The 26,119-nt window shown below is 60.5% G+C and carries 21 protein-coding genes; 7 read left to right on the top strand and 14 right to left on the bottom strand.

Annotation, left to right across the window (positions count from 1 at the left end; translation table 11 throughout):
- Both nagZ and psrA read right to left on the bottom strand, forming a co-directional pair.
- Entirely contained in the window at positions 1-999 is a 999-nt protein-coding gene (gene nagZ / locus L6D82_RS24995) for a beta-N-acetylhexosaminidase (RefSeq protein WP_236191887.1), read from the bottom strand.
- A 170-nt stretch (positions 1,000-1,169) separates the two neighbouring features.
- Positions 1,170-1,877 carry a transcriptional regulator PsrA gene (gene psrA / locus L6D82_RS24990; protein WP_085613122.1) on the bottom strand — a complete coding sequence of 236 codons (708 nt, stop codon included), beginning with the start codon at positions 1,875-1,877 and terminating at the stop codon, positions 1,170-1,172.
- Positions 1,878-2,107: 230 nt separating this feature from the next.
- Between psrA and lexA the strand changes: the two genes are divergently transcribed.
- Together lexA and sulA are read left to right on the top strand one after the other, a co-directional pair.
- A complete protein-coding gene (lexA, locus tag L6D82_RS24985; RefSeq protein WP_007953044.1) occupies positions 2,108-2,716 on the top strand; it encodes a transcriptional repressor LexA in 609 nt (202 codons plus the stop codon).
- 10 nt (positions 2,717-2,726) lie between these two features.
- Positions 2,727-3,200 (top strand): SOS-induced cell division inhibitor SulA, encoded by a 474-nt coding sequence (gene sulA, locus L6D82_RS24980; protein ID WP_085748343.1) that lies wholly within the window; start codon positions 2,727-2,729, stop codon positions 3,198-3,200.
- 86 nt (positions 3,201-3,286) lie between these two features.
- On the opposite strand, the gene L6D82_RS24975 is transcribed toward sulA, so the two are convergent.
- The 7 genes from L6D82_RS24975 to L6D82_RS24945 all read right to left on the bottom strand — a co-directional run bounded on the left by L6D82_RS24975 (position 3,287) and on the right by L6D82_RS24945 (position 11,734).
- A complete protein-coding gene (locus tag L6D82_RS24975; protein ID WP_007953047.1) occupies positions 3,287-3,520 on the bottom strand; it encodes a hypothetical protein in 234 nt (77 codons plus the stop codon).
- Positions 3,521-3,626: 106 nt separating this feature from the next.
- Entirely contained in the window at positions 3,627-4,151 is a 525-nt protein-coding gene (locus tag L6D82_RS24970) for a DUF6586 family protein (RefSeq protein ID WP_085748342.1), read from the bottom strand.
- A 171-nt stretch (positions 4,152-4,322) separates the two neighbouring features.
- Positions 4,323-6,953 carry a type I DNA topoisomerase gene (topA, locus tag L6D82_RS24965; RefSeq protein ID WP_007953057.1) on the bottom strand — a complete coding sequence of 877 codons (2,631 nt, stop codon included), beginning with the start codon at positions 6,951-6,953 and terminating at the stop codon, positions 4,323-4,325.
- Between the two features lie 114 nt (positions 6,954-7,067).
- Positions 7,068-7,304 (bottom strand): DUF1653 domain-containing protein, encoded by a 237-nt coding sequence (locus L6D82_RS24960; RefSeq protein ID WP_007953059.1) that lies wholly within the window; start codon positions 7,302-7,304, stop codon positions 7,068-7,070.
- Between the two features lie 99 nt (positions 7,305-7,403).
- Entirely contained in the window at positions 7,404-8,579 is a 1,176-nt protein-coding gene (gene fadA, locus L6D82_RS24955; RefSeq protein WP_007953060.1) for an acetyl-CoA C-acyltransferase FadA, read from the bottom strand.
- 29 nt (positions 8,580-8,608) lie between these two features.
- Positions 8,609-10,756: a fatty acid oxidation complex subunit alpha FadB gene (gene fadB / locus L6D82_RS24950; protein WP_085748341.1), complete on the bottom strand. Its 2,148-nt coding sequence runs from the start codon at positions 10,754-10,756 to the stop codon at positions 8,609-8,611.
- A 540-nt stretch (positions 10,757-11,296) separates the two neighbouring features.
- Positions 11,297-11,734, bottom strand: a complete 438-nt coding sequence (locus tag L6D82_RS24945; RefSeq protein WP_236191861.1) for a hypothetical protein — start codon at positions 11,732-11,734, stop codon at positions 11,297-11,299.
- A 103-nt stretch (positions 11,735-11,837) separates the two neighbouring features.
- On the opposite strand from L6D82_RS24945, the gene L6D82_RS24940 reads away from it, so the two are divergent.
- On the top strand, positions 11,838-12,275 hold the full coding sequence (locus L6D82_RS24940) for a universal stress protein (protein WP_011335197.1): 438 nt from the start codon (positions 11,838-11,840) through the stop codon (positions 12,273-12,275).
- Positions 12,276-12,351: 76 nt separating this feature from the next.
- Here L6D82_RS24940 and L6D82_RS24935 read toward each other — a convergent pair whose 3' ends face one another.
- Positions 12,352-14,274 (bottom strand): ATP-binding cassette domain-containing protein, encoded by a 1,923-nt coding sequence (locus tag L6D82_RS24935; protein ID WP_011335198.1) that lies wholly within the window; start codon positions 14,272-14,274, stop codon positions 12,352-12,354.
- Positions 14,275-14,489: 215 nt separating this feature from the next.
- Here L6D82_RS24935 and L6D82_RS24930 point away from each other — a divergent pair, with 215 nt between their 5' ends.
- A complete protein-coding gene (locus L6D82_RS24930; RefSeq protein WP_236191860.1) occupies positions 14,490-16,418 on the top strand; it encodes a transglycosylase SLT domain-containing protein in 1,929 nt (642 codons plus the stop codon).
- Between the two features lie 93 nt (positions 16,419-16,511).
- On the opposite strand, the gene L6D82_RS24925 is transcribed toward L6D82_RS24930, so the two are convergent.
- Positions 16,512-18,305 (bottom strand): ABC transporter transmembrane domain-containing protein, encoded by a 1,794-nt coding sequence (locus L6D82_RS24925; protein WP_236191859.1) that lies wholly within the window; start codon positions 18,303-18,305, stop codon positions 16,512-16,514.
- 259 nt (positions 18,306-18,564) lie between these two features.
- Here L6D82_RS24925 and L6D82_RS24920 point away from each other — a divergent pair, with 259 nt between their 5' ends.
- Positions 18,565-18,744 (top strand): PA1571 family protein, encoded by a 180-nt coding sequence (locus L6D82_RS24920; protein WP_102688099.1) that lies wholly within the window; start codon positions 18,565-18,567, stop codon positions 18,742-18,744.
- A gap of 57 nt (positions 18,745-18,801) precedes the next feature.
- Here the strand turns inward: L6D82_RS24920 and pdxB are convergent, their stop codons facing one another.
- Positions 18,802-19,944 carry a 4-phosphoerythronate dehydrogenase PdxB gene (gene pdxB, locus L6D82_RS24915; RefSeq protein ID WP_129973223.1) on the bottom strand — a complete coding sequence of 381 codons (1,143 nt, stop codon included), beginning with the start codon at positions 19,942-19,944 and terminating at the stop codon, positions 18,802-18,804.
- Between the two features lie 180 nt (positions 19,945-20,124).
- Between pdxB and L6D82_RS24910 the strand changes: the two genes are divergently transcribed.
- Positions 20,125-21,534 carry an MATE family efflux transporter gene (locus L6D82_RS24910; protein WP_007953077.1) on the top strand — a complete coding sequence of 470 codons (1,410 nt, stop codon included), beginning with the start codon at positions 20,125-20,127 and terminating at the stop codon, positions 21,532-21,534.
- 50 nt (positions 21,535-21,584) lie between these two features.
- Here L6D82_RS24910 and tusA read toward each other — a convergent pair whose 3' ends face one another.
- Together tusA and rlmM are read right to left on the bottom strand one after the other, a co-directional pair.
- Positions 21,585-21,836 carry a sulfurtransferase TusA gene (gene tusA, locus L6D82_RS24905; protein ID WP_011335204.1) on the bottom strand — a complete coding sequence of 84 codons (252 nt, stop codon included), beginning with the start codon at positions 21,834-21,836 and terminating at the stop codon, positions 21,585-21,587.
- 65 nt (positions 21,837-21,901) lie between these two features.
- Positions 21,902-22,975 carry a 23S rRNA (cytidine(2498)-2'-O)-methyltransferase RlmM gene (gene rlmM / locus L6D82_RS24900; RefSeq protein WP_085748336.1) on the bottom strand — a complete coding sequence of 358 codons (1,074 nt, stop codon included), beginning with the start codon at positions 22,973-22,975 and terminating at the stop codon, positions 21,902-21,904.
- Between the two features lie 221 nt (positions 22,976-23,196).
- Between rlmM and acnA the strand changes: the two genes are divergently transcribed.
- Positions 23,197-25,938 carry an aconitate hydratase AcnA gene (gene acnA, locus L6D82_RS24895; protein WP_236191858.1) on the top strand — a complete coding sequence of 914 codons (2,742 nt, stop codon included), beginning with the start codon at positions 23,197-23,199 and terminating at the stop codon, positions 25,936-25,938.
- Positions 25,939-26,119 lie beyond the last annotated feature (181 nt).

Below are 26,119 nucleotides of genomic sequence, written 5' to 3'. Positions count from 1 at the left end.
TTAATCGATCAGTTGAGCGTCTTTGAGCGCGCCGACAGCGGTCAGCCAGCGCGGATCCTGACGGTATTCGGTGTTGGCGAACGCCTGACCGCGCATACGTGCGATACGCGGCGACGGCTTGACCTTAATGCGCTGCGCGGCGCTCAGGGCCAGTTCGGCGGCCGCGCGATCGTTGCACACCAGGCCCATGTCACAACCGGCACTGAGTGCCGCTTCGATACGGCTGGCGGCGTCGCCAACTACGTGCGCGCCGGCCATCGACAGGTCATCGCTGAAGATAACGCCGTCGAACTGCAGCTCGCCGCGCAGGATGTCCTGCAACCAGCGCCGGGAGAATCCGGCGGGCTGCGCATCAACTTGCGGATAAATCACGTGAGCCGGCATGACGGCGGCCAGTTGCTTGCTGAGTCTGGCGAACGGCACGAGGTCGTTGGCGCGGATCTCTTCGAGGCTGCGCTCGTCGTTGGGGATTGCAACGTGGGAGTCGGCTTCTGCCCAGCCGTGGCCGGGGAAATGCTTGCCGGTGGCGGCCATGCCGGCGTTGTTCATGCCTTTGATGAAAGCGCCGGCGAGTAGCGCGGCGCGCTCCGGGTCGCCTTCGAACGAACGGGTGCCGACGACGGCGCTGCGCTGGTAATCCAGATCCAGCACCGGCGCGAAGCTCAGGTCGAGGCCGACCGCCAGCACTTCGGTGGCCATGATCCAGCCGCACTGCTCGGCCAGATACTCGGCGTTCGGGTTATCAGCAATGGCGCGCATGGCCGGCAAACGGACGAAGCCCTGACGTAGGCGCTGGACGCGACCGCCCTCCTGATCCACCGCCAGCAGCAGGTCCGGACGAATGGCACGGATCGCCGCGCTCAGCTCGCGCACCTGGCGCGGATGCTCGATGTTGCGGGCAAAAATGATCAGGCCGCCCACTTCGGGCTGGCGCAACAATTGGCGATCTTCGGCCGTCAGCCAGGTACCGGCGACGTCCACCATCAACGAGCCTTGCAGGCCAGCAGTCATAGAGATTCCTTGAAAACGAAAAACCCGTCGCCCACGAAATCACCACCTGAGGCATTGCCCGGCGGGTCGGTGATTTCAATGAGAAACGGGTTCAGAACGAGAGTCGACATGGGCGGCTAGCTTAGCGGATGTCAGCTGCCGCGCCCACCCATGGACGGTTAAACCTTGGCAGGTACCGGTGCGGACTTGCTGCGTGGTCGCAACTGCGCGGTGGCCATGGCCGTGTCGGTGACGCCGGTTTCGGCACGCATGCCGGCAGCCAGAAACGGCACCATCAGACGCATCACCTGCTCAATGGAGGTGTTGACGCCGAAGTCGGTCTCGGCAATCGCGCGTAGGGCTTTGATACCCGACATGCTGAATGCTGCGGCACCGAGCATGAAGTGCACGCGCCAGAACAGTTCGATCGGAGGAATTCGCGGGGCGGCTTCGTTCACCAAGAGCATGTAGCGACGGAACACCTTGCCGTACATGTCTTCCAGATAACGGCGCAAGTGGCCCTGGCTCTGACTGAATGCCAGACCGAGCAGGCGCATGAAAATCGACAGATCGTTGCCGCTGCGTGGCTGAACCACCAGCGCTTGCTCGACGAGGATTTCCAGCAGCTCTTCGAGCGAAGGCTTGTTCTCTGGCTTGGCCTGGCGGCGCTCCAGCTCTTTGTCGAGGCTGATGCAGAACGGACCGAGGAAGCGCGAGAAAACCGCCTGGATCAGCGCCTTCTTCGAGCCGAAGTGATAGTTCACCGCAGCGAGGTTGACCCCTGCCTTGCTGGTGATCAGACGCAATGAGGTTTCAGCGAAACCTTTTTCCGCGAACAGCTGTTCTGCAGCATCAAGAATGCGTTCAACGGTTTCCGACTGGGCCATGGCTACTCCGCCTGACAAACACTTGTTTGAAACATACGTTTCAGCCTATGCCTTGTCAAGCCTGCCAGTTCGTTTTGGGAATGGTCGGTCAGTTATTTAACCACAACAAGGACGCCACATTAATCAGCGTCGTCACTGACCGTCCGGCGGCATGGCAAAAAACGATCATTGCCAAGACTGCTTCACTGTATATAATCCCAGTCACTGTATAAAAAGACAGAGCGATCAATATGCTTAAGCTGACGCCACGCCAAGCCGAGATTCTGGCCTTTATCAAACGCTGCCTCGAAGACAACGGCTACCCGCCGACCCGTGCGGAAATCGCTCAGGAACTGGGTTTCAAATCGCCCAACGCGGCCGAAGAGCACCTCAAGGCGCTCGCTCGCAAAGGCGCAATCGAGATGACTCCCGGTGCCTCTCGCGGCATTCGCATCCCAGGCTTCGAAGCCAAGGTCGACGAATCCACCCTGCCGATCATCGGTCGAGTGGCTGCCGGCGCGCCGATTCTCGCCCAGCAGCACATCGAAGAGTCCTGCAACATCAACCCCGCCTTCTTCCATCCACGCGCCGACTATCTGTTGCGCGTCCACGGCATGAGCATGAAGGACATCGGCATTTTCGACGGCGACCTGCTGGCGGTTCACACCACCCGCGAGGCGCGCAACGGTCAGATCGTGGTTGCGCGGATCGGCGACGAAGTTACCGTCAAACGCTTCAAGCGTGACGGCAGCAAAGTCTGGCTGATTGCCGAAAACCCCGAGTTCGCCCCTATCGAAGTCAACCTGAAAGACCAGGAACTGGTGATCGAAGGCTTGAGTGTCGGCGTAATCCGCCGCTAAAGGAGGCTTTATGCAGTTCCCACACGTACCTCAGCAAACACAACTGCCGTTGTTCGAGGCATTTCTGGCGCAGCCCCTCGCCCCCATCCTCAAAGATGTCGTCGAGCGTCCGTGGAATACCGAACCTGAAGCGTTCAGCGAGCTGTCACTGCGCGGCGCGACCGGGAACTGCCTGAGCCTGCTGGCACCGATTCTTCGCGAACTGAGCGAGGATCAGGACGCACGCTGGCTGACCCTGATTGCACCGCCTGCCAGCCTGACCCAGACCTGGCTACGGGACGCAGGATTGAATCGCGAACGCATCCTGCTGTTACAACCGCGCGGCGCTCAAAGCGCCCAGCAACTGGCCTGCGAAGCATTACGCCTGGGCCGCAGCCACACGGTCGTCACGTGGCTGAACACACTGAGCGCAGGGTCACGGCAACAGCTGATCAGCGCCGCCCGCACCGGGGACGCTCAAAGCCTGAACATTCGTTTGGGGTGATTCAGCAACAATGCGCGCCATGTAAAGCGCAGGGCTTCTCCAGGGATAGAGAAGCCGATCTGGAGCAGTAACTGACAGACAGCGGATCAATGAAGAACCCGCGGCCCCTCATCCTTATCGAATTCGCCTTCAACCATACGCCCCGCCATTTGCACGCCGACGCTCAACATCGCCTTGGCAATTTCAACGTGCTGGCCCTGCAGAAACGCCTTGGCATCCTCGGAGAAATCCAGAGTCACCAGAGAACCCTCGTCCTCGGCTCTGCGCAGTTCGATTCGGCCGTCTGGTAGCTCGACAATTTCTAGAAAGGACGTTGGCATATAGGTCTGTTCTCCACGAAAGGCAGGGATTATATAGACATCATTCAGGCTTCGCTCGGGATCTTGACCAGCAGCACGCCTCTCGTCGCCGCCAGTCCAAAGTTCCTCAGCACTCGTTCAAGCCTTCACGGAAGCGAATCGCCAGCCCTTTGAGGTTCTGCCGCCAGCTCTCGAGCTCTTCGCGGCTCAGCTCTTCAACCACCTCTTCTTCATCCAGATTCACGGTCTGAATCAACGGCTGCGTCACATCGCCCTTCGGTTTGTGTGGCACCCGTGGTGGCTGAAACAGCGCCGAGTGCGCAGCCAGCAATTTAGCCAGCCAAGTCTCCGGGTTGCCTGCCAGCTCAATCATTTCCGCCAGCTCTGGAATGGCAATCGACTCCAGCACTTCGCGGGTCAGCAAGGCTTCCGCCCGCGACGCATTGGCTTGCGGCAGACGGTAGAAGCCGGCGATTTCATGACACAGCCCCAACAACGCACCGTAGAGATGAAACAGTGCGGATTCGCGCCCGGCCTGAATCAGCGCCAGCGAATTCATCGCCCGCCCCTCTTCGGCCCTGGCCAGCGCTTCCAGCGACAAACCCGCGAAATAGATCTTCTGATTGGTACGGGTATAGAGCTCGTGGGCCATGTCGGCACTCTCCACAACGAAATAATTGCTTCACACAGGCCGGACAGTGTCATGGATCAGCCGATCCGACCGCAAGCATTAAACAAAAAGGCCGCATGAAAACCCGAAGGTTGTCATGCGGCCTTTTGTGTTGAAGATGCCCAGTCAGGACACCTTCAGATCAACGCCTGCTCAAGCCTTGGCTTTCGCCGGACGCTTGTCTTCAACCGTCCACTTGCCACCGTCAAAGAACGCTTTCCAGCCTGTCGGCTTGCCGTCGACTTCGGTCTGAACGTATTGCTCCTTGGTCTTGCGGCTGTAGCGGATCACGGCTGGCAGACCATCCGGATCCTTCTGCGGCGCTTCACACAGGAAGTGATACTTCGGATCGATCTCGTCCTTGTGCGGCAGAATCTCGATCACCAGCGGAGCACGGGTCTCGCGGTTTTTCGGGAACTGGCTAGCCGCCAGGAACAGGCCGGAAGCACCGTCACGCAGAATGTAGGTGTCGTTGACCTTTTCGCATTTCAGCTCAGGCATCTTCACCGGATCCATCTTCGGCGGCGCCGCGTCACCGCTCTTCAGCAGCTTGCGGGTGTTCTTGCAGGTCGGATTGGTGCAACCGAAGAACTTGCCGAAACGGCCGGTCTTGAGCTGCATCTCGCTGCCGCACTTGTCGCATTCCAGGCTCGGACCTTCGTAGCCCTTGATGCGATAGCTGCCCTCTTCGATCTCGTAGCCGGCGCAATCCGGGTTGTTACCGCAGATGTGCAGCTTGCGCTTCTCGTCGAGCAGGTAGGCGTCCATCGCCGTGCTGCAGATCGGGCAGCGATGCTTGCCGCGCAGTACCAGGGATTCCGACTCACCCTCGTCATCCGCCGCGATTTCGTCGCCCGGCACCAGGTTGACGGTGGCCTTGCAGCGCTCTTTCGGCGGCAGGCTGTAGCCCGAGCAGCCGAGAAACACGCCGGTCGATGCAGTACGGATCTGCATTGGACGGCCGCAAGTAGTGCATGGAATATCGGTCATCACCGGCTGGTTTGCACGCATGCCGGCTTCCGGATTCTCCGCCACTTCGAGTTTTTTCTTGAAGTCGCCGTAGAACTCGTCCAGCACGTTTTTCCAGTCGCGCTCGCCCTGAGCCACGTCATCGAGATTCTCTTCCATGCCGGCGGTGAAGCCGTAGTCCATGAGATTCGAGAAGCTTTCCGACAGACGCTCGGTAACGATGTCGCCCATCTTTTCCGAATAGAAACGACGGTTGTGCAGGGTCACGTAGCCGCGATCCTGAATGGTCGAGATGATCGCTGCGTAGGTCGAAGGACGACCGATGCCGCGCTTTTCCATTTCCTTCACCAGGCTGGCTTCCGAATAACGGGCCGGCGGCTTGGTGAAGTGCTGGGACGGATCGAGTTTGATCAGCTTCATCACGTCGCCCTGCGCCATGTCGGGCAAAACGTCGTCATCGCCAGGCTTGGTGATTTGCGGCAGCACGCGGGTGTAACCGTCGAACTTCAGAATGCGGCCCTTGGCGCGCAGCTCGAAGTCGCCGGCAGCGACGCTGACGGTAGTCGACAGGTACTGCGCCGGCAGCATCTGGCAAGCCAGGAACTGGCGCCAGATCAGCTCGTAGAGGCGCTCAGCGTCGCGCTCCATGCCGGCCAGCTTGGCTGGCGTGGTGTTGGCGTCGGAAGGGCGAATCGCTTCGTGAGCCTCTTGTGCGCCTTCCTTGCTGCTGTAGACGTTCGGCGACTCTGGCAGGTACTTCTTGCCGAATTCGGTTTCGATGTAATCGCGCGCCATCGCCACGGCATCAGCCGAGAGGTTGGTCGAGTCGGTACGCATATAAGTGATGTAGCCAGCTTCGTAGAGACGCTGGGCCATCATCATGGTTTTCTTCACACCGAAGCCCAAGCGGTTGCTCGCGGCCTGTTGCAGTGTGGAGGTGATGAACGGTGCCGACGGTTTGCTGCTGGTCGGCTTGTCTTCACGCTTGACGATGCTGTAGCTGGAGGATTTTAGCTTCTCCAGCGCGGCCGTGGCCTGCGCTTCGTTCAGTGGTTTGAAGGCTTCGCCTTTCTCGCGAGCCACTTCGAAACGCACGGTCGAACCTTTGGCGGTGCCGAGATCGGCATGCACTTCCCAGTACTCTTCCGGGTTGAACGCACGAATCTCACGCTCACGCTCCACCACCAGTTTCACGGCAACCGATTGCACGCGACCGGCAGACAGGCCACGAGCGATCTTGGCCCACAGCAGCGGCGAGACCATGTAGCCGACGACGCGGTCGAGGAAACGACGGGCCTGCTGCGCGTTCACTCGATCAATGTCGAGTTCGCCCGGCTCCGAGAAGGCTTCCTGAATCGCCTTCTTGGTGATTTCGTTGAACACCACGCGCTTGTAGCGGCTGTCGTCACCACCGATGGCTTCGCGCAGGTGCCAGGCAATGGCTTCCCCCTCGCGATCCAAGTCGGTTGCGAGATAGATGGTGTCAGCATCCTTGGCGAGCCGGCGCAGCTCTTCGATGACCTTTTCCTTGCCCGGGAGGATCTCGTACTTGGCTTTCCAGCCATGCTCGGGATCGACACCCATGCGCGAGACCAACTGCTTGCGCGCCTTCTCTTTCGGCGACAGCGCTGGCGCTTCGCCCGCAGCAGCCTTGCCGCGCTTGGCGGCAGGCTCCTTGCTGGCGCTAGCCGAACCGCTGGTGGGCAGGTCTCGGATATGGCCGATACTCGACTTCACCACGTATTGGTTGCCCAGATACTTGTTGATGGTCTTGGCCTTAGCCGGGGATTCCACAATGACCAGCGATTTGCCCATGGATCAGAAAATTCCTGAATTCTAGAAGTGAAAGGCGGTTGGCGCCTGACGCGGCACCGCTATATATAGTGGCTACAAGGTGAGGTCAAGCGCAGGGTTTTGCGCGCACTCGCCTTACGGCTTCGAAAAAAGGCTCGGTTCGGCTTGCACCAAAGCAAAGCGTGGGACCTGCTCCCCGTCAACCTCGACGGACTCCAGGAACATGCTCAAGGGACGCACCCAAAAGCCGTAATCGCCATACAGGGCTTGGTAAAAGACCACTTCTTCTTCGGTCTCGGAATGCCGCGCAACACTGAATACGCGGTACTGCGGACCTTTGTAATGTTGGTAGAGCCCAGGTTGTATCGGCATGCTTCGGCCCTCACTCAAATTTTTTCAAAATAAAAACAAAAATAAATCCGCAAAAACAAAAACCGGGGCACTTGGCCCCGGCTTCCATCGACGAGACGCTTAAACGCGTTCGAAGACGGTGGAGATGCCTTGGCCGAGGCCAATGCACATGGTGGCCACCCCGAAGGTGCCGCCATTCTGCTTCATCACGTTCAGCAAAGTGCCGGAAATACGGGCACCGGAGCAACCGAACGGGTGACCCAGGGCGATCGCGCCGCCGTGCAGGTTAACCTTCTCATTCATCTTGTCGAGCACTTTCAGGTCTTTCAGCACTGGAAGGGCCTGTGCGGCGAACGCTTCATTGAGCTCGAAGAAGTCGATATCGTTGATACCCAGGCCGGCACGTTTCAGTGCTTTCTGAGTAGCCGGTACCGGACCATAGCCCATGATGGCCGGGTCCACACCCGCTACCGCCATCGAGCGAATCACGGCCAGAGGCTGGATGCCCAGGTCTTGCGCACGCTGTGCCGACATCACGATCATGCACGAAGCACCATCGGTGATCTGCGACGAAGTACCGGCCGTTACGGTGCCGCCCTTTGGATTGAACGCCGGCTTCAGAGCCGCCAGACTTTCCAGGGTGGTTTCCGGACGAATGGTTTCGTCGTAGTCGAAGGTTTTCAGGAAACCGTTCTCGTCGTAACCCTGCATCGGGATGATTTCGTCCTTGAACTTGCCTTCCACAGTCGCCTTGTGGGCCAACTGGTGGGAACGCACGCCAAAGGCGTCCTGCTGTTCGCGGGTGATGCCGTGCATTTTGCCCAGCATTTCAGCGGTCAGGCCCATCATGCCCGAGGCTTTCGCCGCGTACAGGGACATGTGCGGGTTCGGATCGACACCGTGCATCATGCTTACGTGACCCATATGCTCGACGCCGCCAACCACGAAAACGTCACCGTTACCGGTCATGATCGCTTGCGCAGCAGTGTGCAGCGCGCTCATCGACGAGCCGCACAGACGGCTGACGGTCTGGCCGGCCGAGGTGTGAGGGATCTGGGTCATCAGCGACGCCATGCGCGCGATGTTCCAGCCTTGCTCCAGGGTCTGGTTGACGCAGCCCCAGATCACGTCCTCGACTTCGGCAGGATCGACCTTGGTGTTGCGTTCCAGCAGTTTGCTGATCAGGTGCGCCGACATGTCTTCGGCGCGGGTGTTGCGGTGCATGCCGCCCTTGGAGCGGCCCATCGGAGTACGACCGAAGTCGACAATCACGACGTCTCTAGGATTCAAGCTCATAAGTTCACTCTCACTCTAGTTGGGGGCGCTTAACCGAAGAAGCTCTGGCCGTTCTTGGCCATTTCGCGCAGCTTCGCGGTCGGGTGGTACAGCGCGCCCAAATCAGCGTACTGGTCGGCCAGGGCAACGAACTCGGCAACACCGATCGAGTCGATGTAGCGCAGCGCACCGCCACGGAATGGAGGGAAACCAATACCGTAGACCAGACCCATGTCGGCTTCGGCGGCGGTTTCGACGATGCCGTCTTCCAGGCAACGCACGGTTTCCAGGCACAGCGGGATCATCATCCAGTTGATGATGTCTTCGTCAGTGACTTCGCGCTGCTCGTAGATGATCGGCTTGAGCACTTCCAGTACCGACGGATCGGCGACTTTCTTCTGCTTGCCTTTCTTGTCGGCCTCGTAGGCGTAGAAGCCCTTGCCGTTCTTCTGACCCAGACGCTTGGCTTCGTAAAGCACGTCGATGGCCGAACGACGGTCGTCCTTCATCCGGTCCGGGAAGCCTTCAGCCATTACGTCGCGACCGTGGTGGCCGGTGTCGATGCCGACCACGTCCATCAGGTACGCCGGGCCCATCGGCCAGCCGAATTTTTCCATGATCTTGTCGATACGGACGAAGTCCACACCGGCGCTGACCAGTTTGGCGAAACCGCCGAAGTACGGGAACAGTACGCGGTTGACCAGGAAGCCCGGGCAGTCGTTGACGACGATCGGGTTCTTGCCCATTTTCTTGGCGTAGGCAACGGTGGTGGCGATGGCCAGCTCGCTGGACTTCTCGCCACGGATCACTTCCACCAGCGGCATCATGTGCACCGGGTTGAAGAAGTGCATGCCGACAAAGTTTTCCGGACGCTTGAGGGCCTTGGCCAGCAGGCTGATGGAAATGGTCGAGGTGTTGGACGCGAGGATGGTGTCCTCTTTGACCTTGTCTTCGACTTCCGCCAGAACGGCTTGCTTGACTTTCGGGTTCTCGACCACGGCCTCAACGACCAGGTCGACGTGACCGAAATCGCCGTAGGACAGCGTAGGACGAATGCCGTTGAGCACTTCAGCCATTTTCGCGGCGGTCATGCGGCCTTTATCAACGCGACCGACCAGCAGCTTGGCGGCTTCAGCCAGACCTTGCTCGATGCCGTGCTCGTTGATGTCCTTCATCAGGATCGGCGTACCTTTGGAAGCCGACTGATAGGCGATACCGCCACCCATGATGCCGGCGCCCAGTACGGCAGCCTGCTTCACGTCTTTGGCGATTTCGTCATAGGCCTTGGCCTTTTTCTTCAGTTCCTGATCGTTCAGGAACAGACCGATCAAGCTCTGCGCGGCAGAGGTCTTGGCCAGTTTCACGAAACCTGCGGCTTCGACTTCCAGCGCCTTGTCACGACCGAAGTTCGCGGCTTTCTGGATGGTCTTGATCGCTTCAACCGGGGCCGGGTAGTTCGGGCCGGCCTGGCCAGCCACGAAACCTTTGGCGGTTTCGAAAGCCATCATTTGTTCAATGGCGTTCAGCTTGAGCTTTTCCAGCTTAGGCTGGCGCTTGGCCTTGTAGTCGAACTCGCCGGAGACGGCGCGCTTGATCAGCTCAAGGGCGGCATCCTGCAGTTTTTCAGGGGCAACCACGGCATCGACGGCGCCGACTTTCAGCGCGTCTTCAGGACGGTTTTCCTTGCCGGCGGCGATCCACTCGATGGCGTTGTCGGCACCGATCAGGCGCGGCAGACGCACGGTACCGCCGAAGCCCGGGTAGATGCCCAGTTTGACTTCCGGCAGACCGATCTTGGCCTTGGTCGACATGACGCGGTAGTCCGCTGCCAGGCACATTTCCAGACCGCCGCCCAGGGCGATGCCGTTGATCGCGGCAACGGTCGGAACGTTGAGGTCTTCGAAATCGCTGAAGATCTTGTTGGCTTCGAGATTGCCAGCAACCAGCTCGGCATCCGGCAGCTTGAAGTTGTCGACAAATTCGGTGATGTCGGCGCCGACGATGAACACGTCCTTGCCACTGCTGACGATCACGCCCTTGATCGAAGCATCTGCCTTGATGGTGTCTACGGCCTGACGCAGTTCGTTCAGGGTAAGACGGTTGAACTTGTTGACGGACTCACCCTTGAGGTCGAATTTCAATTCGACGATGCCACTTTCAAGAGCTTTAACCGTGATGGCTTTACCTTCGTAAATCATCAACTGATCTCCACGATATGGAAGCTGAACAGTACACGTCGGACGCAGGCAAATGGCTCGGCAGGACGTTTTTTCGTCGATGCTGACACTCATCCACCCGGCACACCCGCCAACGCGATAGTCGGGATTCTGTAGGAGCAGTCTGCAATACAAACGCTCAATTCATACGCCCGTTTGATTTGGGTACGCCACCTTCACGGAATTTCCGACAATTGTCAATCGCCCTAAATACGGGTTGAAATTCGACTTTGCGGTCATTTCTGTAGGACGCAGCCCGGCCACACACGCTTGCATGTGAGGGCATTCATAAGATTAATAGTTAGAAAAGTCGCCCTAATTCACCGCAACCCTTGTTTAACAGGCTACGCTGGCTGGACTACGAAGGAAAACAGGCGCAGATTTGCTGACCGGATGACGTCGGTTCAACGCCAAAAAGAATTTCCGGCCTGCCTGGCCAACCCCGCCCGATGAATCATGTCGGGCTTTTTATTGCGCGTCTGCCGGACGTTTCGCACCGTTGCAGCGCGAAAAGTCCGCAAGTCATGCCAGCGCTTTCAGCGTGGCATCAATATCCAGCAAAACCGACGCATCCCCCTTCTCGCCCCAATAGAGGGCGATCATCTGCTTGTCCGCCTCGACTTTGAAAACGTTGCCCGGCAATTTCTCGAAATGATTCAGCAGCAGTGGATCCTCACAAACTTCCTGCCACTGATTCACCCAAACCCCCGGGGATTTCTGCCAATACGTCCAGCGCGCCGGCTGCTTGCCTCGGCGTGGCCGATGGTATTGAGCGCACGGGTTTGGCGGCTCCTGAGACATCCAGTGCGGCCACTCCTGAGGCGCCAGCTGCATGGCCAGACCGATACGTCGAGCCTCAGTGCGCAAGGCTATCCGGCCACTCTGTGCACGTGACGGACGCAACCACGCCAGCGGACTCAACACCACCAGCAGGATTGACACCACCAGCCAGACCGTCATATCTCTACTCCCGTTTTGTCATGAGCCCATTGCGTCACTTTGGAACCAATGCGCTTGAAACCAGCCATACTTAACAATATTGATCCCTCACGAGGAGCACCTCATGCCCTACCACCATATCCTGGTCGCCGTAGATCTGACCGAAGAGTGCGACCCTGTGATCCACCGCGCCCGAGAGCTGTCGGTGAGCAATGGCGCCAAGCTGTCGCTGGTGCATATCGTCGAACCGATGGCCATGGCCTTCGGCGGTGACGTACCGATGGATCTGTCACAACTGCAACAACAGCAATTCGATCAGGCCAAGGAACGCCTTGAACGCCTGAAGCACAAGTACACCGAGCTCGAAGGCGCCAACTGCCACCTGACCTACGGCCAGCCGCGTCAGGAAATCCACCATTTCGCCAAGGAACAGCAATGCGACCTGATCGTGGTCGGCAGCCATGGCCGGCATGGTCTGGCGCTGTTGCTGGGCTCGACCGCCAACGACGTGCTGCACGGCGCACCTTGCGATGTGCTGGCGGTGCATCTGGTCAAGCGCTGATCCCAGGCAATTGTGAAAAGCTAAAAAAGCCCGACGCCCATCACTGGACGCCGGGCTTTTTCATGCCTTGAAACAATCAGGCGTCCAGCTCGGCCCAACGCTCCACCAGTGCATCCAGCTCGGCCTGCAACTGCTCCAGAGAAGCGATCACCTTGGCCGTCTCGGCCGGCGGACGCTGATAGAAGCCGGCCTCGGCCATTTCAGCCTCGACAGCAGCAATCTGCTGTTCTTTAGCGTCGATGTCGCCCGGCAGCGCTTCCAGCTCGCGCTGAAGCTTGTAGCTCAACTTCTTCTTCGCAGCCGGGGCCGCAGCAACCGGCGCAGCGACCGGAGCCGGTTCGGCAGTGACCACCGCCGAATTCAGGTCGGCCTTGCCGGATTTGCTTTCGGTCACGCCCAGCAGTCGCGGCGAACCGCCCTGACGGATCCAGTCCTGATAGCCACCGACGTATTCGCGAACCTTGCCTTCACCTTCGAATACCAGGGTGCTGGTGACCACGTTGTCGAGGAATGCCCGGTCGTGGCTGACCATCAGCACAGTGCCGTTGAAGGTCAGCAGCACTTCTTCGAGCAGCTCGAGGGTTTCCACGTCGAGGTCGTTGGTGGGTTCGTCGAGTACCAGCAGGTTCGCCGGCTTGCTGAACAATTTGGCCAGCAACAGACGCGCACGCTCGCCACCGGACAACGCCTTCACCGGCGTGCGGGCACGCTGCGGGCTGAACAGGAAGTCGCCGAGGTAGCTCAGCACGTGGCGGCTCTGGCCGTCGATATCGATGAAGTCGCGACCTTCGGCGACGTTGTCGATCACGGTCTTTTCCAGATCCAGCTGATGGCGCAACTGGTCGAAGTAGGCCACATCGATCTTGGTGCCCTCTTCCACTTTGCCGCTGGTCGGTTGCAGACCGCTGAGCATCAGTTTCAGCAGGGTGGTCTTGCCGGTACCATTGGCGCCGAGCAGACCGATCCGGTCGCCACGCTGCAGCACCATGGAGAAATCACGGATCAGGAACGGACCGCCAGGATGCGCGAAGCTCACGTTATCCAGCACCATCACCTGCTTGCCGGACTTCTCCGCTGTTTCCAGCTGGATGTTGGCCTTGCCGGTGCGCTCGCGACGCTCGCTGCGCTCCACGCGCAATGCTTTCAGCGCACGTACGCGGCCTTCGTTACGGGTGCGACGGGCCTTGATGCCCTGGCGAATCCACACTTCTTCCTGGGCCAGACGCTTGTCGAACAGCGCGTTGGCGGTTTCTTCGGCGGCCAGTGCGGCTTCTTTATGGACGAGGAAACTGGCGTAGTCGCCGTTCCAGTCGATCAGGCCACCGCGATCCAGTTCGAGGATGCGGGTGGCGAGGTTTTGCAGGAAGGAACGGTCGTGCGTGATGAACAGCACGGCGCCCTGGAAATCCTTCAGCGCTTCTTCAAGCCAGGCAATCGCACCGATGTCCAGGTGGTTGGTCGGCTCGTCGAGCAGCAGCAGATCCGGCTCGGACACCAGCGCCTGCGCCAGCAGCACACGACGACGCCAGCCGCCGGACAGTTCGGCGAGGGTCTTGTCGGCCGGCAGTTGCAGGCGGCTCAGGGTGCTATCGACCAGAGTCTGCAAGCGCCAGCCATCGCGGGCTTCGAGGTCGTGCTGGACGTGCATCAGCTTGTCCAGATCGGCGTCGGTGACGATGTTCTGGCTCAGGTGATGGTATTCGGCGAGCAAGGCGCCAACGCCATCGAGGCCTTCGGCAACCACGTCGAACACAGTCCGCTCGTCGGCCACCGGCAGTTCTTGCGGCAATTCACCGATTTTCAGACCGGGGGCACGCCACACCGAGCCGTCATCAGGCTTCTGGTCGCCCTTGACCAGTTTCATCATGCTGGATTTGCCAGTGCCGTTGCGGCCGATGATGCACACCCGCTCACCACGGGCGATCTGCCAGGACACCTTGTCCAACAACGGCATCGCGCCGAATGCAAGGGACACATCGCTGAATTTGAGCAGGGTCATGAGCTTCTCCAAAAACCGGGCGCGCATTCTACCTGAATCGGGGCCCGAGCAGGCCGGCAATTTCGCCGCTGACGCACTCTGCACAACAATTGTTGCGAACTTGTGCTGCAAGGCCGGCAAAGCTTTCGCCGCCTGCTGGCAAAAGGCTAAGCTACAGACAATTCAGTGCGGGTTTTGGGCCGGCACTTGTCATGATTTCTCTGCCCGGATGTCTCATGCGCAGTCGCCTCTTCAGTGTTTTGTCATGTTTGCTGCTTTCCGCCGCTGCCGTTCAATCCGCCCAGGCGGTGGACCTGTCCACCCAACGCCAGTATTACGATGAAGCCAAGCGCGCCCTGGCCAAGGGCGACACCGGCCCGTATTTCCGTTACAGCCAGGCCCTCGCCGATTATCCGCTGGAACCATACCTGGCTTACGACGAGCTGACCGCCCGGCTGAAAACCGCCAGCAACGCGGAGATCGAAAAATTCCTCGCCGAACACGGTGACCTGCCCCAGGCCAACTGGATGAAGTTGCGTTGGCTGCGCTGGCTGGCCGATCGCGGCGACTGGGCGACGTTCGTCAAGTATTACGACCCCAAGCTGAATTTCACCGAACTCGACTGCCTGAACGCGCAGTACCAGATCAGCCACAACAAGAAGGCCGAGGGCTACGCCAATGCCGAGAAGCTTTGGCTGACCGGCAAATCCCAGCCCGCCGCCTGCGATGCGCTGTTCGGCATGTGGGCCGCCGAAGGTCAGTTGACCGAACAGAAACGCTGGGAACGCGCCAAACTCGCCGCCCAGCACCGCAACTACCCACTGGCCAACAGCCTGGTCAACGGCCTGACCACCCTCGCCCCGCGCGGTCGCCTGCTGGTGGACGTGGCGCAGAAACCGGAACTGCTCAATCAGCCGTCGCGTTTCACGCCGGCCGATGAACCGATGTCGGACGTGGTCAGCCTCGGTCTGCGCCGCCTCGCGCGTCAGGATCCGGACAAGGCCATGTCCCTGCTCGACGGTTATGCCAGCAGCATGCATTTCTCCCGCGATGAAAAAGTCGCGATCGCCCGGGAAATCGGCCTGACCCTCGCTCGGCGTTTCGACAGCCGCGCGCTGGATGTGATGACCAAGTACGACCCGGAACTGCGCGACAACACCGTGTCCGAATGGCGCCTGCGACTGCTGCTGCGCCTGGCGCGCTGGGACGACGCCTATCAACTGACCCGCCGTCTGCCGCAGGATCTGGCGACCACCAACCGCTGGCGCTACTGGCAGGCCCGCAGTCTGGAACTGGCACAACCGCAAAACCCGGAAGCGCAGACGCTGTACAAAAATCTATCGCGGGAGCGGGATTTCTACGGCTTCCTCGCCGCCGACCGCTCGCAATCGCCGTACTCGCTGAACAACAAGCCGCTGGTGCTCAGTCAGGCGCTGATCAACAAGGTGCGCAACACCCCAGGCGTGCGTCGTGCGCTGGAGTTCCACGCCCGTGGGCAGATCGTCGACGGCCGCCGCGAGTGGTATCACGTCAGCCGGCATTTCAGCCGCGACGAAATGGTCGCCCAGGCGAAACTGGCCTACGACCTGAAATGGTATTTCCCGGCGATCCGCACCATCAGTCAGGCGCAGTACTGGGATGATCTGGACATCCGCTTCCCGATGGCCCACCGCGACACTCTGGTGCGCGAAGCCAAGGTGCGCGGCCTGCATTCGAGCTGGGTGTTCGCCATCACCCGTCAGGAAAGTGCATTCATGGACGACGCCCGCTCCAGCGTCGGCGCCAGCGGCCTGATGCAACTGATGCCCGGCACCGCCAAGGAAACCGCGCGCAAGTTCAGCATTCCATTGGCCTCGCCACAGCAGGTGCTCGATCCGGATAAAAACATCCAGCTCGGCGCCGCTTACCTGAGCCAGGTGCATAGCCAGTTCAACGGTAACCGCGTGCTCGCCTCCGCCGCCTACAACGCCGGCCCCGGCCGCGTGCGCCAGTGGCTGCGTGGCGCCGACCACCTGAGCTTCGACGTGTGGGTGGAAAGCATCCCGTTCGACGAAACCCGCCAGTACGTACAGAACGTGCTGTCCTACTCGGTGATCTACGGCCAGAAACTCAACTCGCCGCAACCGCTGGTGGACTGGCATGAGCGGTATTTCGACGATCAGTGATCGGGGCGTGTTTCGCCGATAGATCGACGTAAACAAAAATGCCCGCATCGAGAGATGCGGGCATTTTTTATGGCGCTCTACTGGGTCGGTTACTTAGTCGGTTACTTGGTCGGTCGAAGCCTGATGACCATCACTGAACTGCAACGCCGCCAACCGCGCATACAACGGATTACTCGCAATCAGCTCCTGATGCGTGCCGATCGCAACCAGTTTGCCCTGATCCATCACCGCGATCCGGTCGGCGTTTTTCACCGTGGCCAACCGGTGGGCGATCACCAGTGTGGTGCGGTTTTGCATCAGGCTCGGCAGCGCTTGCTGGATCAGGTGTTCGCTCTGGGCGTCGAGGGCGCTGGTGGCTTCGTCAAGCAACAGGATCGGTGCATCCACCAACAGCGCCCGGGCGATGGCCAGGCGCTGGCGTTGGCCGCCTGACAGGCCGAGGCCGCCGTCGCCCAGGTGGGTCTGGTAACCGTCGGGCATCTGTTCGATGAAGTCGTGGGCGTGGGCAATTTTCGCAGCTTCCCGCACCTGCTCCAGCGTGGCGGTCGGGCAGCCGTAGCGAATGTTCTCTTCGACACTGCCGAAAAACAGCGCCGGAGTTTGCGAGACCAGCGCGAAGCAACGACGTAGGTCCAGCGGATCAAGGCTCGTCAGCGGCACGCCATCAATAAGGATTTGCCCTTCCCGGGGATCGTAGAAACGCAGCAACAAGTCATACACCGTGGACTTGCCCGCGCCGGAGGGCCCTACGAGCGCGAGAGTTTCGCCGGCGTTGATCGTCAGACTCAAGCCATCGACGGCGAGGCTTTCGGGACGCGAAGGGTAGGAAAAACGCACTTCCTGCAGTTCCAGCTCGCCTTCGACCCGTTCCGGCAACGTCACTAGTCCGGTGGTCGGGGGCTGGATGATGTTCTCCGAACGCAGCAGTTCGGCGATGCGCTCGGCAGCGCCGGCTGCTCGCTGCAATTCACCGATGACCTCACTCAACGTGCCAAACGCACTGCCGACGATCAGGCTGTAGAACACGAACGCCGCCAGTTCACCCGCAGAAATCCGCCCCGCAATTACGTCCATGCCGCCGACCCACAACATCACCGCGACGGCGCCGAGCACCAGCACGATCACCAGGGTGATCAGCCAGGCCCGCTGGAAAATCCGTTTGCGCGCGGTTTCGAACGCCTGCTCGACAGTACTGGCGAAACGCTCTTCATCCTGCACCTGATGGTTGTAGGCCTGTACGGTCTTGATCTGGCCAAGAGTCTCCGAAACATAGCTGCCAATGTCGGCGATCCGGTCCTGACTCAGCCGGGAGAGGTTACGCACGCGGCGGCCGAAAATCAGGATCGGCGCAATCACCAGCGGCAGTGCGATCACCACGATGCTGGTGAGCTTGGGGTTGGTGATGAACAGCAGCACCACACCGCCGATGACCATCAGCAAATTGCGCAGGAACAGCGACAGCGACGAGCCGATCACCGATTGCAGCAGCGTGGTGTCAGCGGTCAGCCGCGACTGGATTTCCGAACTGCGGTTGTCCTCGTAAAACCCGGGATGCAGGTACACCAGATGGTTGAATACCTGTCGACGGATGTCCGCCACCACGCGCTCACCGATCCACGACACCAGATAAAACCGCGCAAACGTGCCGACCGCCAGGCCGAATACCAACAGCATGAACAGGCCTATGGATTGATTGAGCAGGTGCGGCGACTGGGTCATAAACCCTCGATCGACCAGCAACTTGATGCCCTGCCCCATCGACAGGGTAATGCCGGCCGTGACGATCAGCGCGAGCAGTGCGCCGAAGGCCGGCCAGCGATAGGGAGCAAGGAAATGACTGGTCAGGCGCAAGGCCCGGCGGTGGCGCGAGGAAAGCATCGGGATCATTCAGATTCACGTCGTGTGCTGATGGATAGGGCCAGCCTACAGACTCAAATGGGGTGGAACTCTGTAAATCACAATGAGTCAGGTTAAATATGACCGGTCCGACTACTCCCTAGATGCTATTGGTCTAAGGTCCGGGTTGAGACAGACGGTCATTTCTGTTTGAGTGGAGATGCCGTTCCGGACCGACCGCAGGGAGTTGTCACAGCCTGGTCACCTGACGGTTTTAATCTAGGCACACAACCTGATGAGGAGACAGGCCATGTCCTTGCAAAACAGCAGCGATGACAAAATTGAAGTGATCCGCACCAAGCCCGGCCAACCTCTGGGTTGCTCGATCATCGATAAGGATGGGCGCGAAGTGCCAATCACTGAAGACATGATCCAGGACGCCTGCCGCGAACTGGAGAAGCGATTGGTCAAGCCTGCCGAACAAGAGTGATATCGCCACCGTCTTCCTGACCCGGCCCCTGCAGGCCGGGTTTTTTCTGCCCGCTGTTTATACGGCCACAGCGCCCAACGCGGTCACGATCTGGCGCAAGGCCGGCGAATCACCGTCGATCCGCACTTTCAAACCTTCGATCTCGCGTCGCGACGGATACTGTTTGCGCAGCAAATCAAACGCGGCACGTTGCTCACCGACGCTGCCCAGCAGCGTGCGACGGAAATCCGCATCGTCCCGGCGCGGGTCGTACACGCCACGGCACAACATCGCCAGCGCCCAGGCCGGATCGCTGTCGGCATGCAGGGAAACTTCCGACAACCATGGTGCCGGCAGCAGATCACCGAGCTGAATGCTGGCGGGCTCACCGATAAATTCGCAGTACGCCTGATAGATCTGCGCGGTGCCGCGCTGTTTGCCGTCGAGGCTGTAACCGGCAATGTGCGGCGTTGCCAGCACGCAGAGTTCGGCCAGCGCGACATCGACTTGCGGCTCGGCTTCCCAGACATCGAGCACCGCTTGCAAGTCTTCACGCTCCAGCAGCACTTCGCGCAGCGCGGAGTTATCCACCACCGGACCGCGAGCCGCGTTGATCAGCCAGGCGCCGGGCTTGAGCTGCTGCAAACGCTGCTCGTCGAACAAATGCCAGGTCGCCCCGTCGCCGCTGCGGGTCAGCGGGGTGTGCAGGCTGATCACGTCGCACTGCGCGATGATCTGCTCCAGGCTGACATAGTCGCCGCCCTCGGCCGCCTGACGCGGCGGGTCACAGACTTTCACGTTCCAGCCCAGGCCTTTGAGCACCTTGATCAGGCGCCCCCCGACTTCACCGGCGCCGATCACACCGTAAGTACGTTCACGCAAATCGACGCCTTCGATTTCAGCCAGGGTCATCAGGCTGCCGAGCACGTAATCGACCACGCCCCGGGCATTGCAGCCGGGCGCGCTGGACCAGGTGATCCCGGCCTCATTGAAGTAATCGAGATCCAGATGATCGGTGCCGATGGTGCAGGTGCCGACAAAACGCACCTTGCTGCCTTCAAGCAGTGCGCGGTTGACGTTGGTCACCGAGCGCACCAGCAATACATCGGCCTGTTCGACCGTGGCCCGGTCGATGGAACGGCCCGGTACCCGGCGAATCTCACCGAAACCGGCAAAAAAGGCATCGAGCAGCGGGATATTTTCGTCGGCAACAATCAGCATGGCGGGGCTCCTTGGGCGGATCGGCAGTGTAGGCGCTGGGACTGCGATGAGCCAGCAGGCTGTTCTTTCTTGATCGGTCGAAGGCGATTACAAATCCGCAACAGAGGATTTTTCCTGACCACAACGTCAGCGGCGTAGAATGCCCGGCCTTGCGCATCAACCCCTGTGGACGCTTTGCCTGTGAATTCCGTGACCGACCGCCCCGCTGCCGTTTCCCTCAACCGCCCTGCCCGGGTTCGCCTGGAGCTGAAGAATCTGCTCGGCCTGGCCCTGCCGATCATGATCGCGCAACTGGCGACCACCGCCATGGGCTTCGTCGATGCGGTGATGGCCGGGCGCGTCGGGCCGAAGGATCTCGCGGCCGTGGCGCTGGGCAACTCGATCTGGGTGCCGGTGTTCCTGCTGATGACCGGCACCCTGTTGGCCACCACGCCGAAAGTCGCTCAGCGCTTCGGCGCCGGCACTCACAGCGAAATCGGCCCGATCGTGCGTCAGGCCCTGTGGCTGGCTCTGGTAGTCGGACTGATGGCGACCACCATGCTGTTCAGCGCGGAACCGATCCTGCACCTGATGAAAGTCGATCCGGAGCTGATCGGCCCGTGCATGCAGTACCTGCACGGCATCGCCAGCGGTCTGCCAGCCGTTGCCTTCTACCATGTGCTGCGCTGCACCAGTGATGGCCTCGGCCGCACGCGGCCGGCGATGGTGCTGGGCCTGTGTGGGCTGGCGCTGAACATTCCGCTCAACTACGTGTTCATTTATGGTCACTTCGGCGTTCCGGCCATGGGCGGCGTCGGTTGCGGCTGGGCCACGGCCATCGTGATGTGGGTGATGGCGCTGGGTCTGGCCGGTTACGAGCGCTGGGCGCCGGCCTACAAGTCGAGCGAACTGTTCAGCCGTTTCGACTGGCCGCAATGGGCGGTGATCAAGCGTTTGCTGGCCATCGGTCTGCCGATCGGCATCGCGGTGTTTGCCGAGTCGAGCATTTTCGCGGTGATCGCGCTGCTGATCGGCAGCCTCGGCGCCACCGTGGTGGCCGGGCACCAGATCGCGCTGAACGTCAGCTCGCTGGTGTTCATGATTCCGTATTCGCTGGGCATGGCCGTGACCGTGCGCGTCGGCCAGGCTCTGGGCCGTGAAGAACCCCGTGAAGCACGTTTCGCCGCAGGTGTCGGCATGGGCACCGCGCTGGCCTACGCCTGCCTGTCGGCGAGCATGATGCTGCTGATGCGCGAACACATTGCGGCGATCTACACGTCGGATCCGATGGTGATTCACATCGCGGCGATGCTGATCGTGTATTCGGCGCTGTTCCAGTTTTCCGACGCGATTCAGGTTACTGCCGCCGGTGCGTTGCGCGGATATCAGGACACTCGCGTGACGATGATCCTGACCCTGTTCGCCTATTGGGGCATCGGCCTGCCGGTAGGTTACGCCCTCGGCCTGACCGACTGGCTCGGCGAGCCACGCGGCCCGAGCGGCTTGTGGGAAGGCCTGATCGTCGGCCTGAGCTGCGCGGCGCTGATGCTGTCGATCCGCCTGACGCGCAGTGCACGCAAACGCATTCGCATCAGCCGTTCGATGGGCTGACCGGCCATAAAAAAAGACCTGCACATGCAGGTCTTTTTTTTGCCTTCCGATCAACCGGACTTCTTGCGAATCCAGTACAGATAGGTCCCGGCTTCTTCGTGCTGCCCCACCAGTTCATGGTCGAGAAACACGCAGAACTTGGGGATGTCGCGACGGGTCGACGGGTCGGTGGCGATCACCTTGAGCAGGCCGCCGGGCACCAGGTCACGGATGTGCTGGTGCAGCATCATCACCGGCTCCGGGCAGTTGAGGCCCGTAGCGTCGAGGGTGCCGTCGACCGGCGTATTGATCATTTCACTCATGATTCACTCCTGAAACTGGCCGGCATTGTCGCCCAATGCCGGGTGTTCGGTCACCTGTCGCGCGCTCAGCGGGCTTTGGCTTTCTTCACGTCATGGCGGCGCAAATGGCAGGTCACTTCCTCGCGGTCGTGGTAAAGCTGCTTGCAGCCGATGTCGACCTTGATCCCGCGGGCCTTGAAACCGTCGGCGATGCGTTCGAGCAGGCGCTTCACTTCAGCGTAACGCTGCTTCATCGGCAACTTGAGGTTGACCACCGCTTCCCGGCAATGCCCCTCGCCGATCCACTCTTCGAGCATCGCGGCATTGCGCGCCGGCTTCTCGACGATGTCGCAGACCATCCAGTCCACCGGTTGCTTAGGTTTGAAGGTAAAACCGTCGGCCATCAAGTGCTGCACCAGACCGGTGTCCATCAGGCTTTCGGCCATCGGGCCGTTGTCGATGGCGGTCACCAGCATGCCGCGATTGACCAGTTGCCAGGTCCAGCCGCCCGGCGCCGCGCCGAGGTCGACGCCGGTCATGTCGCTGTGCAGGCGATCTTCCCACTGATCGCGCGGGATGAAGTGGTGCCAGGCCTCTTCCAGCTTCAGGGTCGAACGGCTCGGCGCCTCACGAGGGAACTTCAGACGTGGAATGCCCATCGGCCACATCGCCGAGTTACCGGCATCGGCCAGACCTAGAAACACTTCACGGCCGCTCTTGAAGGTCAGCAGCAGACGCGGCTTGCTGGCGTCCTCCACCAGTTTGCCGGCGCCGGTCAGGGCCTTGCGCAGCGGGCCTTCGAACTTCTTGCAGAAGTTCGACAGCTCCTTGCCATCGTTGGTGTCGACGACTTCCAGCCACAGGCTGCCACAGACCGGGAATTCCGCCATGTGCGCGAGGATCACGCTGATGCGGTCGGTTTCCGGCAGATCGATGAAAAAACCGCGCGCCCACTGGCGCGGGAAGATCAGCTCGGCGAAACGCTGACCGCGCATCAGGCGTTCGGCGCCGTCTTCTTCGGTGCAGACAAACTCGGCGCAAGCGGTGGCTGGTTTGGCCTTGGCGTAGCCGGCCACGTTCAGTCGGGCGGCGAGGTCGGAAATCTCCGAGCAGACTTCGCCTTCGAAGCCTGGCCGGCAATGCATGAATAGGGTGTTCATTCTTACTCCTGGGCAGAGGGCGATCATTCATCCCCTGCGCGATGCCCAGACCTGCGTTGAAGCAAAGCCTGTCACGAAAACCGGCGCATGATAGCCCATGTCGGAACCTTGGACTTGCCCATAGAGTCCAGTTATTAGCCAGCTACTGAAAACAGGGCTACGTTGATAGCTCTGCCCGTCCCCTCAGTCCGTAGCCGTGCGGACTCAAAGGAGTGATCGTAATGCCGTCCCTCGATAGTCTGAATTCACTGAAAACCCTGAAAGTCGATGACAAGACTTACCACTATTTCAGCCTGCCGGATGCCGCCAAGACCTTGGGCGATCTCGACAGGTTGCCGATGTCGCTGAAAGTCCTGCTGGAAAACCTGCTGCGCTGGGAAGATGAAAAAACCGTCACCGGCGCCGACCTCAAGGCCATTGCTGCGTGGCTCAAGGAACGTCGCTCCGACCGGGAAATCCAGTACCGCCCTGCCCGCGTGCTGATGCAGGACTTTACCGGCGTACCGGCGGTCGTCGATCTGGCCGCCATGCGCGCCGCCATGGCCAAGGCCGGCGGTGATCCGCAACGAATCAACCCACTGTCGCCGGTGGATCTGGTGATCGACCACTCGGTGATGGTCGACAAGTTCGCCAGCGCCAGCGCCTTCGAACAGAACGTCGACATCGAAATGCAGCGCAACGGCGAACGCTATGCCTTCCTGCGCTGGGGCCAGAGCGCCTTCGACAACTTCAGTGTGGTGCCGCCAGGTACCGGGATCTGCCACCAGGTCAACCTCGAATACCTCGGCCGCACCGTATGGACCAAGGACGAAGACGGCCGCACTTATGCCTTCCCCGACACGCTGGTCGGCACCGACTCTCACACCACCATGATCAACGGCCTCGGCGTACTCGGTTGGGGCGTCGGCGGGATCGAGGCGGAAGCGGCGATGCTCGGGCAACCGGTGTCGATGCTGATTCCCGAAGTGATCGGCTTCAAACTCACCGGCAAGCTCAAGGAAGGCATCACCGCCACCGACCTGGTGCTGACCGTGACCCAGATGCTGCGCAAGAAAGGCGTGGTCGGCAAATTCGTCGAGTTCTATGGCGACGGCCTCGCCGACCTGCCGCTCGCCGACCGCGCAACCATCGCGAACATGGCTCCGGAATATGGCGCGACCTGCGGATTCTTCCCGGTCGATGACGTGACCCTCGACTACCTGCGCCTGTCCGGCCGTCCGCCTGAAGTGGTGAAACTGGTCGAGGCCTACACCAAGGCTCAGGGCCTGTGGCGCCTGCCCGGTCAGGAACCGGTGTTCACCGATAGCCTGGCGCTGGACATGGGCAGCGTCGAAGCCAGCCTCGCCGGGCCTAAACGTCCGCAAGACCGTGTCTCGCTGCCGAATGTCGGTCAGGCGTTCAGTGACTTCCTCGACTTGCAATTCAAACCTACCAGCAAGGAAGAAGGACGCCTGGAAAGCGAAGGCGGCGGTGGCGTGGCGGTGGGCAATGCCGATCTGGTCGGCGAAACGGACTACGAGTACGACGGCCACACCTATCGCCTGAAAAACGGCGCCGTGGTGATTGCCGCGATCACCTCCTGCACCAACACCTCCAACCCCAGCGTGATGATGGCTGCCGGCCTGCTGGCGAAAAAAGCCGTGGAAAAAGGCCTGACCCGCAAGCCGTGGGTGAAGAGCTCACTGGCACCGGGTTCGAAAGTCGTCACCGATTACTACAAAGCCGCTGGGCTGACGCAGTACCTCGATCAGCTCGGTTTTTCGCTGGTGGGCTATGGCTGCACCACTTGTATCGGCAACTCCGGGCCGCTGCCGGAACCGATCGAAAAAGCCATCCAGAAAGCCGACCTGACCGTGGCTTCGGTGCTGTCCGGCAACCGCAACTTCGAAGGTCGGGTGCATCCGCTGGTAAAAACCAACTGGCTGGCCTCGCCGCCGCTGGTGGTCGCTTACGCCTTGGCGGGCAGTGTGCGCACCGACATCAGCAGCGAACCGCTGGGCAATGACCAGCAGGGCAATCCGGTTTACCTGCGTGACATCTGGCCGAGCAGCAAGGAAATCGCCGACGCGGTGAATCAGGTCAACACCGCAATGTTCCACAAGGAATACGCCGAAGTGTTCGCCGGTGACGAACAGTGGCAAGCCATCGAAGTGCCGCAAGCCGCGACCTACGTCTGGCAGGCGGATTCGACTTACATCCAGCACCCGCCGTTCTTCGACGACATTGCCGGGCCATTGCCGGTGATCGCCGATGTGAAAGGTGCGCGAGTGCTGGCGCTGTTGGGCGATTCGGTGACCACCGACCACATCTCCCCCGCCGGCAACATCAAGGCAGACAGCCCGGCCGGGCGTTACCTGCGCGAACAAGGCGTCGAGCCACGGGACTTCAACTCCTACGGTTCGCGCCGGGGCAACCACGAAGTGATGATGCGCGGCACCTTCGCCAACATCCGTATCCGCAACGAAATGCTCGGCGGCGAAGAAGGTGGCAACACGATCTACATTCCGACCGGCGAGAAACTGGCGATCTACGACGCGGCCATGCGTTATCAGGCCTCAGGCACGCCGCTGGTGGTGATTGCCGGGCAAGAATACGGCACCGGTTCCAGCCGCGACTGGGCGGCCAAGGGCACCAATCTGCTGGGGGTGAAAGCGGTGATCGCCGAAAGCTTCGAGCGGATTCACCGTTCCAACCTGGTGGGCATGGGCGTGCTGCCGTTGCAGTTCAAGCTGGATCAGAACCGCAAAAGCCTGAACCTTACCGGCAAGGAAACCCTGGATATTCAGGGGCTGAGCGGTGTCGAGTTGACGCCACGGATGAACCTGACCCTGGTTATCACCCGTGAAGACGGGCGTCAGGAGAAAATCGAAGTGCTGTGTCGCATCGACACCCTGAACGAGGTGGAGTACTTCAAGTCCGGCGGGATCCTGCATTACGTGTTGCGCCAGTTGATCGCCTCGTAAAACCTGCAGATGCAGAAACACCGCCAATTGGCGGTGTTTCTGTTTGGGCACGGCACTTTCCTGTGGACGAAAAAAAACCCGCCGAAGCGGGTTTTTCCCAAGACCATTATCGACTCCCTGTCGGCAGCGATCCTTGCTAATGGTCGATCATCCGTGATCCTGAAACACTCCCTGTGCTTCA

It is taken from the genome of Pseudomonas paraglycinae, assembly GCF_021601625.1.
Lineage (GTDB): Bacteria > Pseudomonadota > Gammaproteobacteria > Pseudomonadales > Pseudomonadaceae > Aquipseudomonas > Aquipseudomonas paraglycinae.
This window is presented reverse-complemented; position numbering and strand designations above follow the sequence as displayed.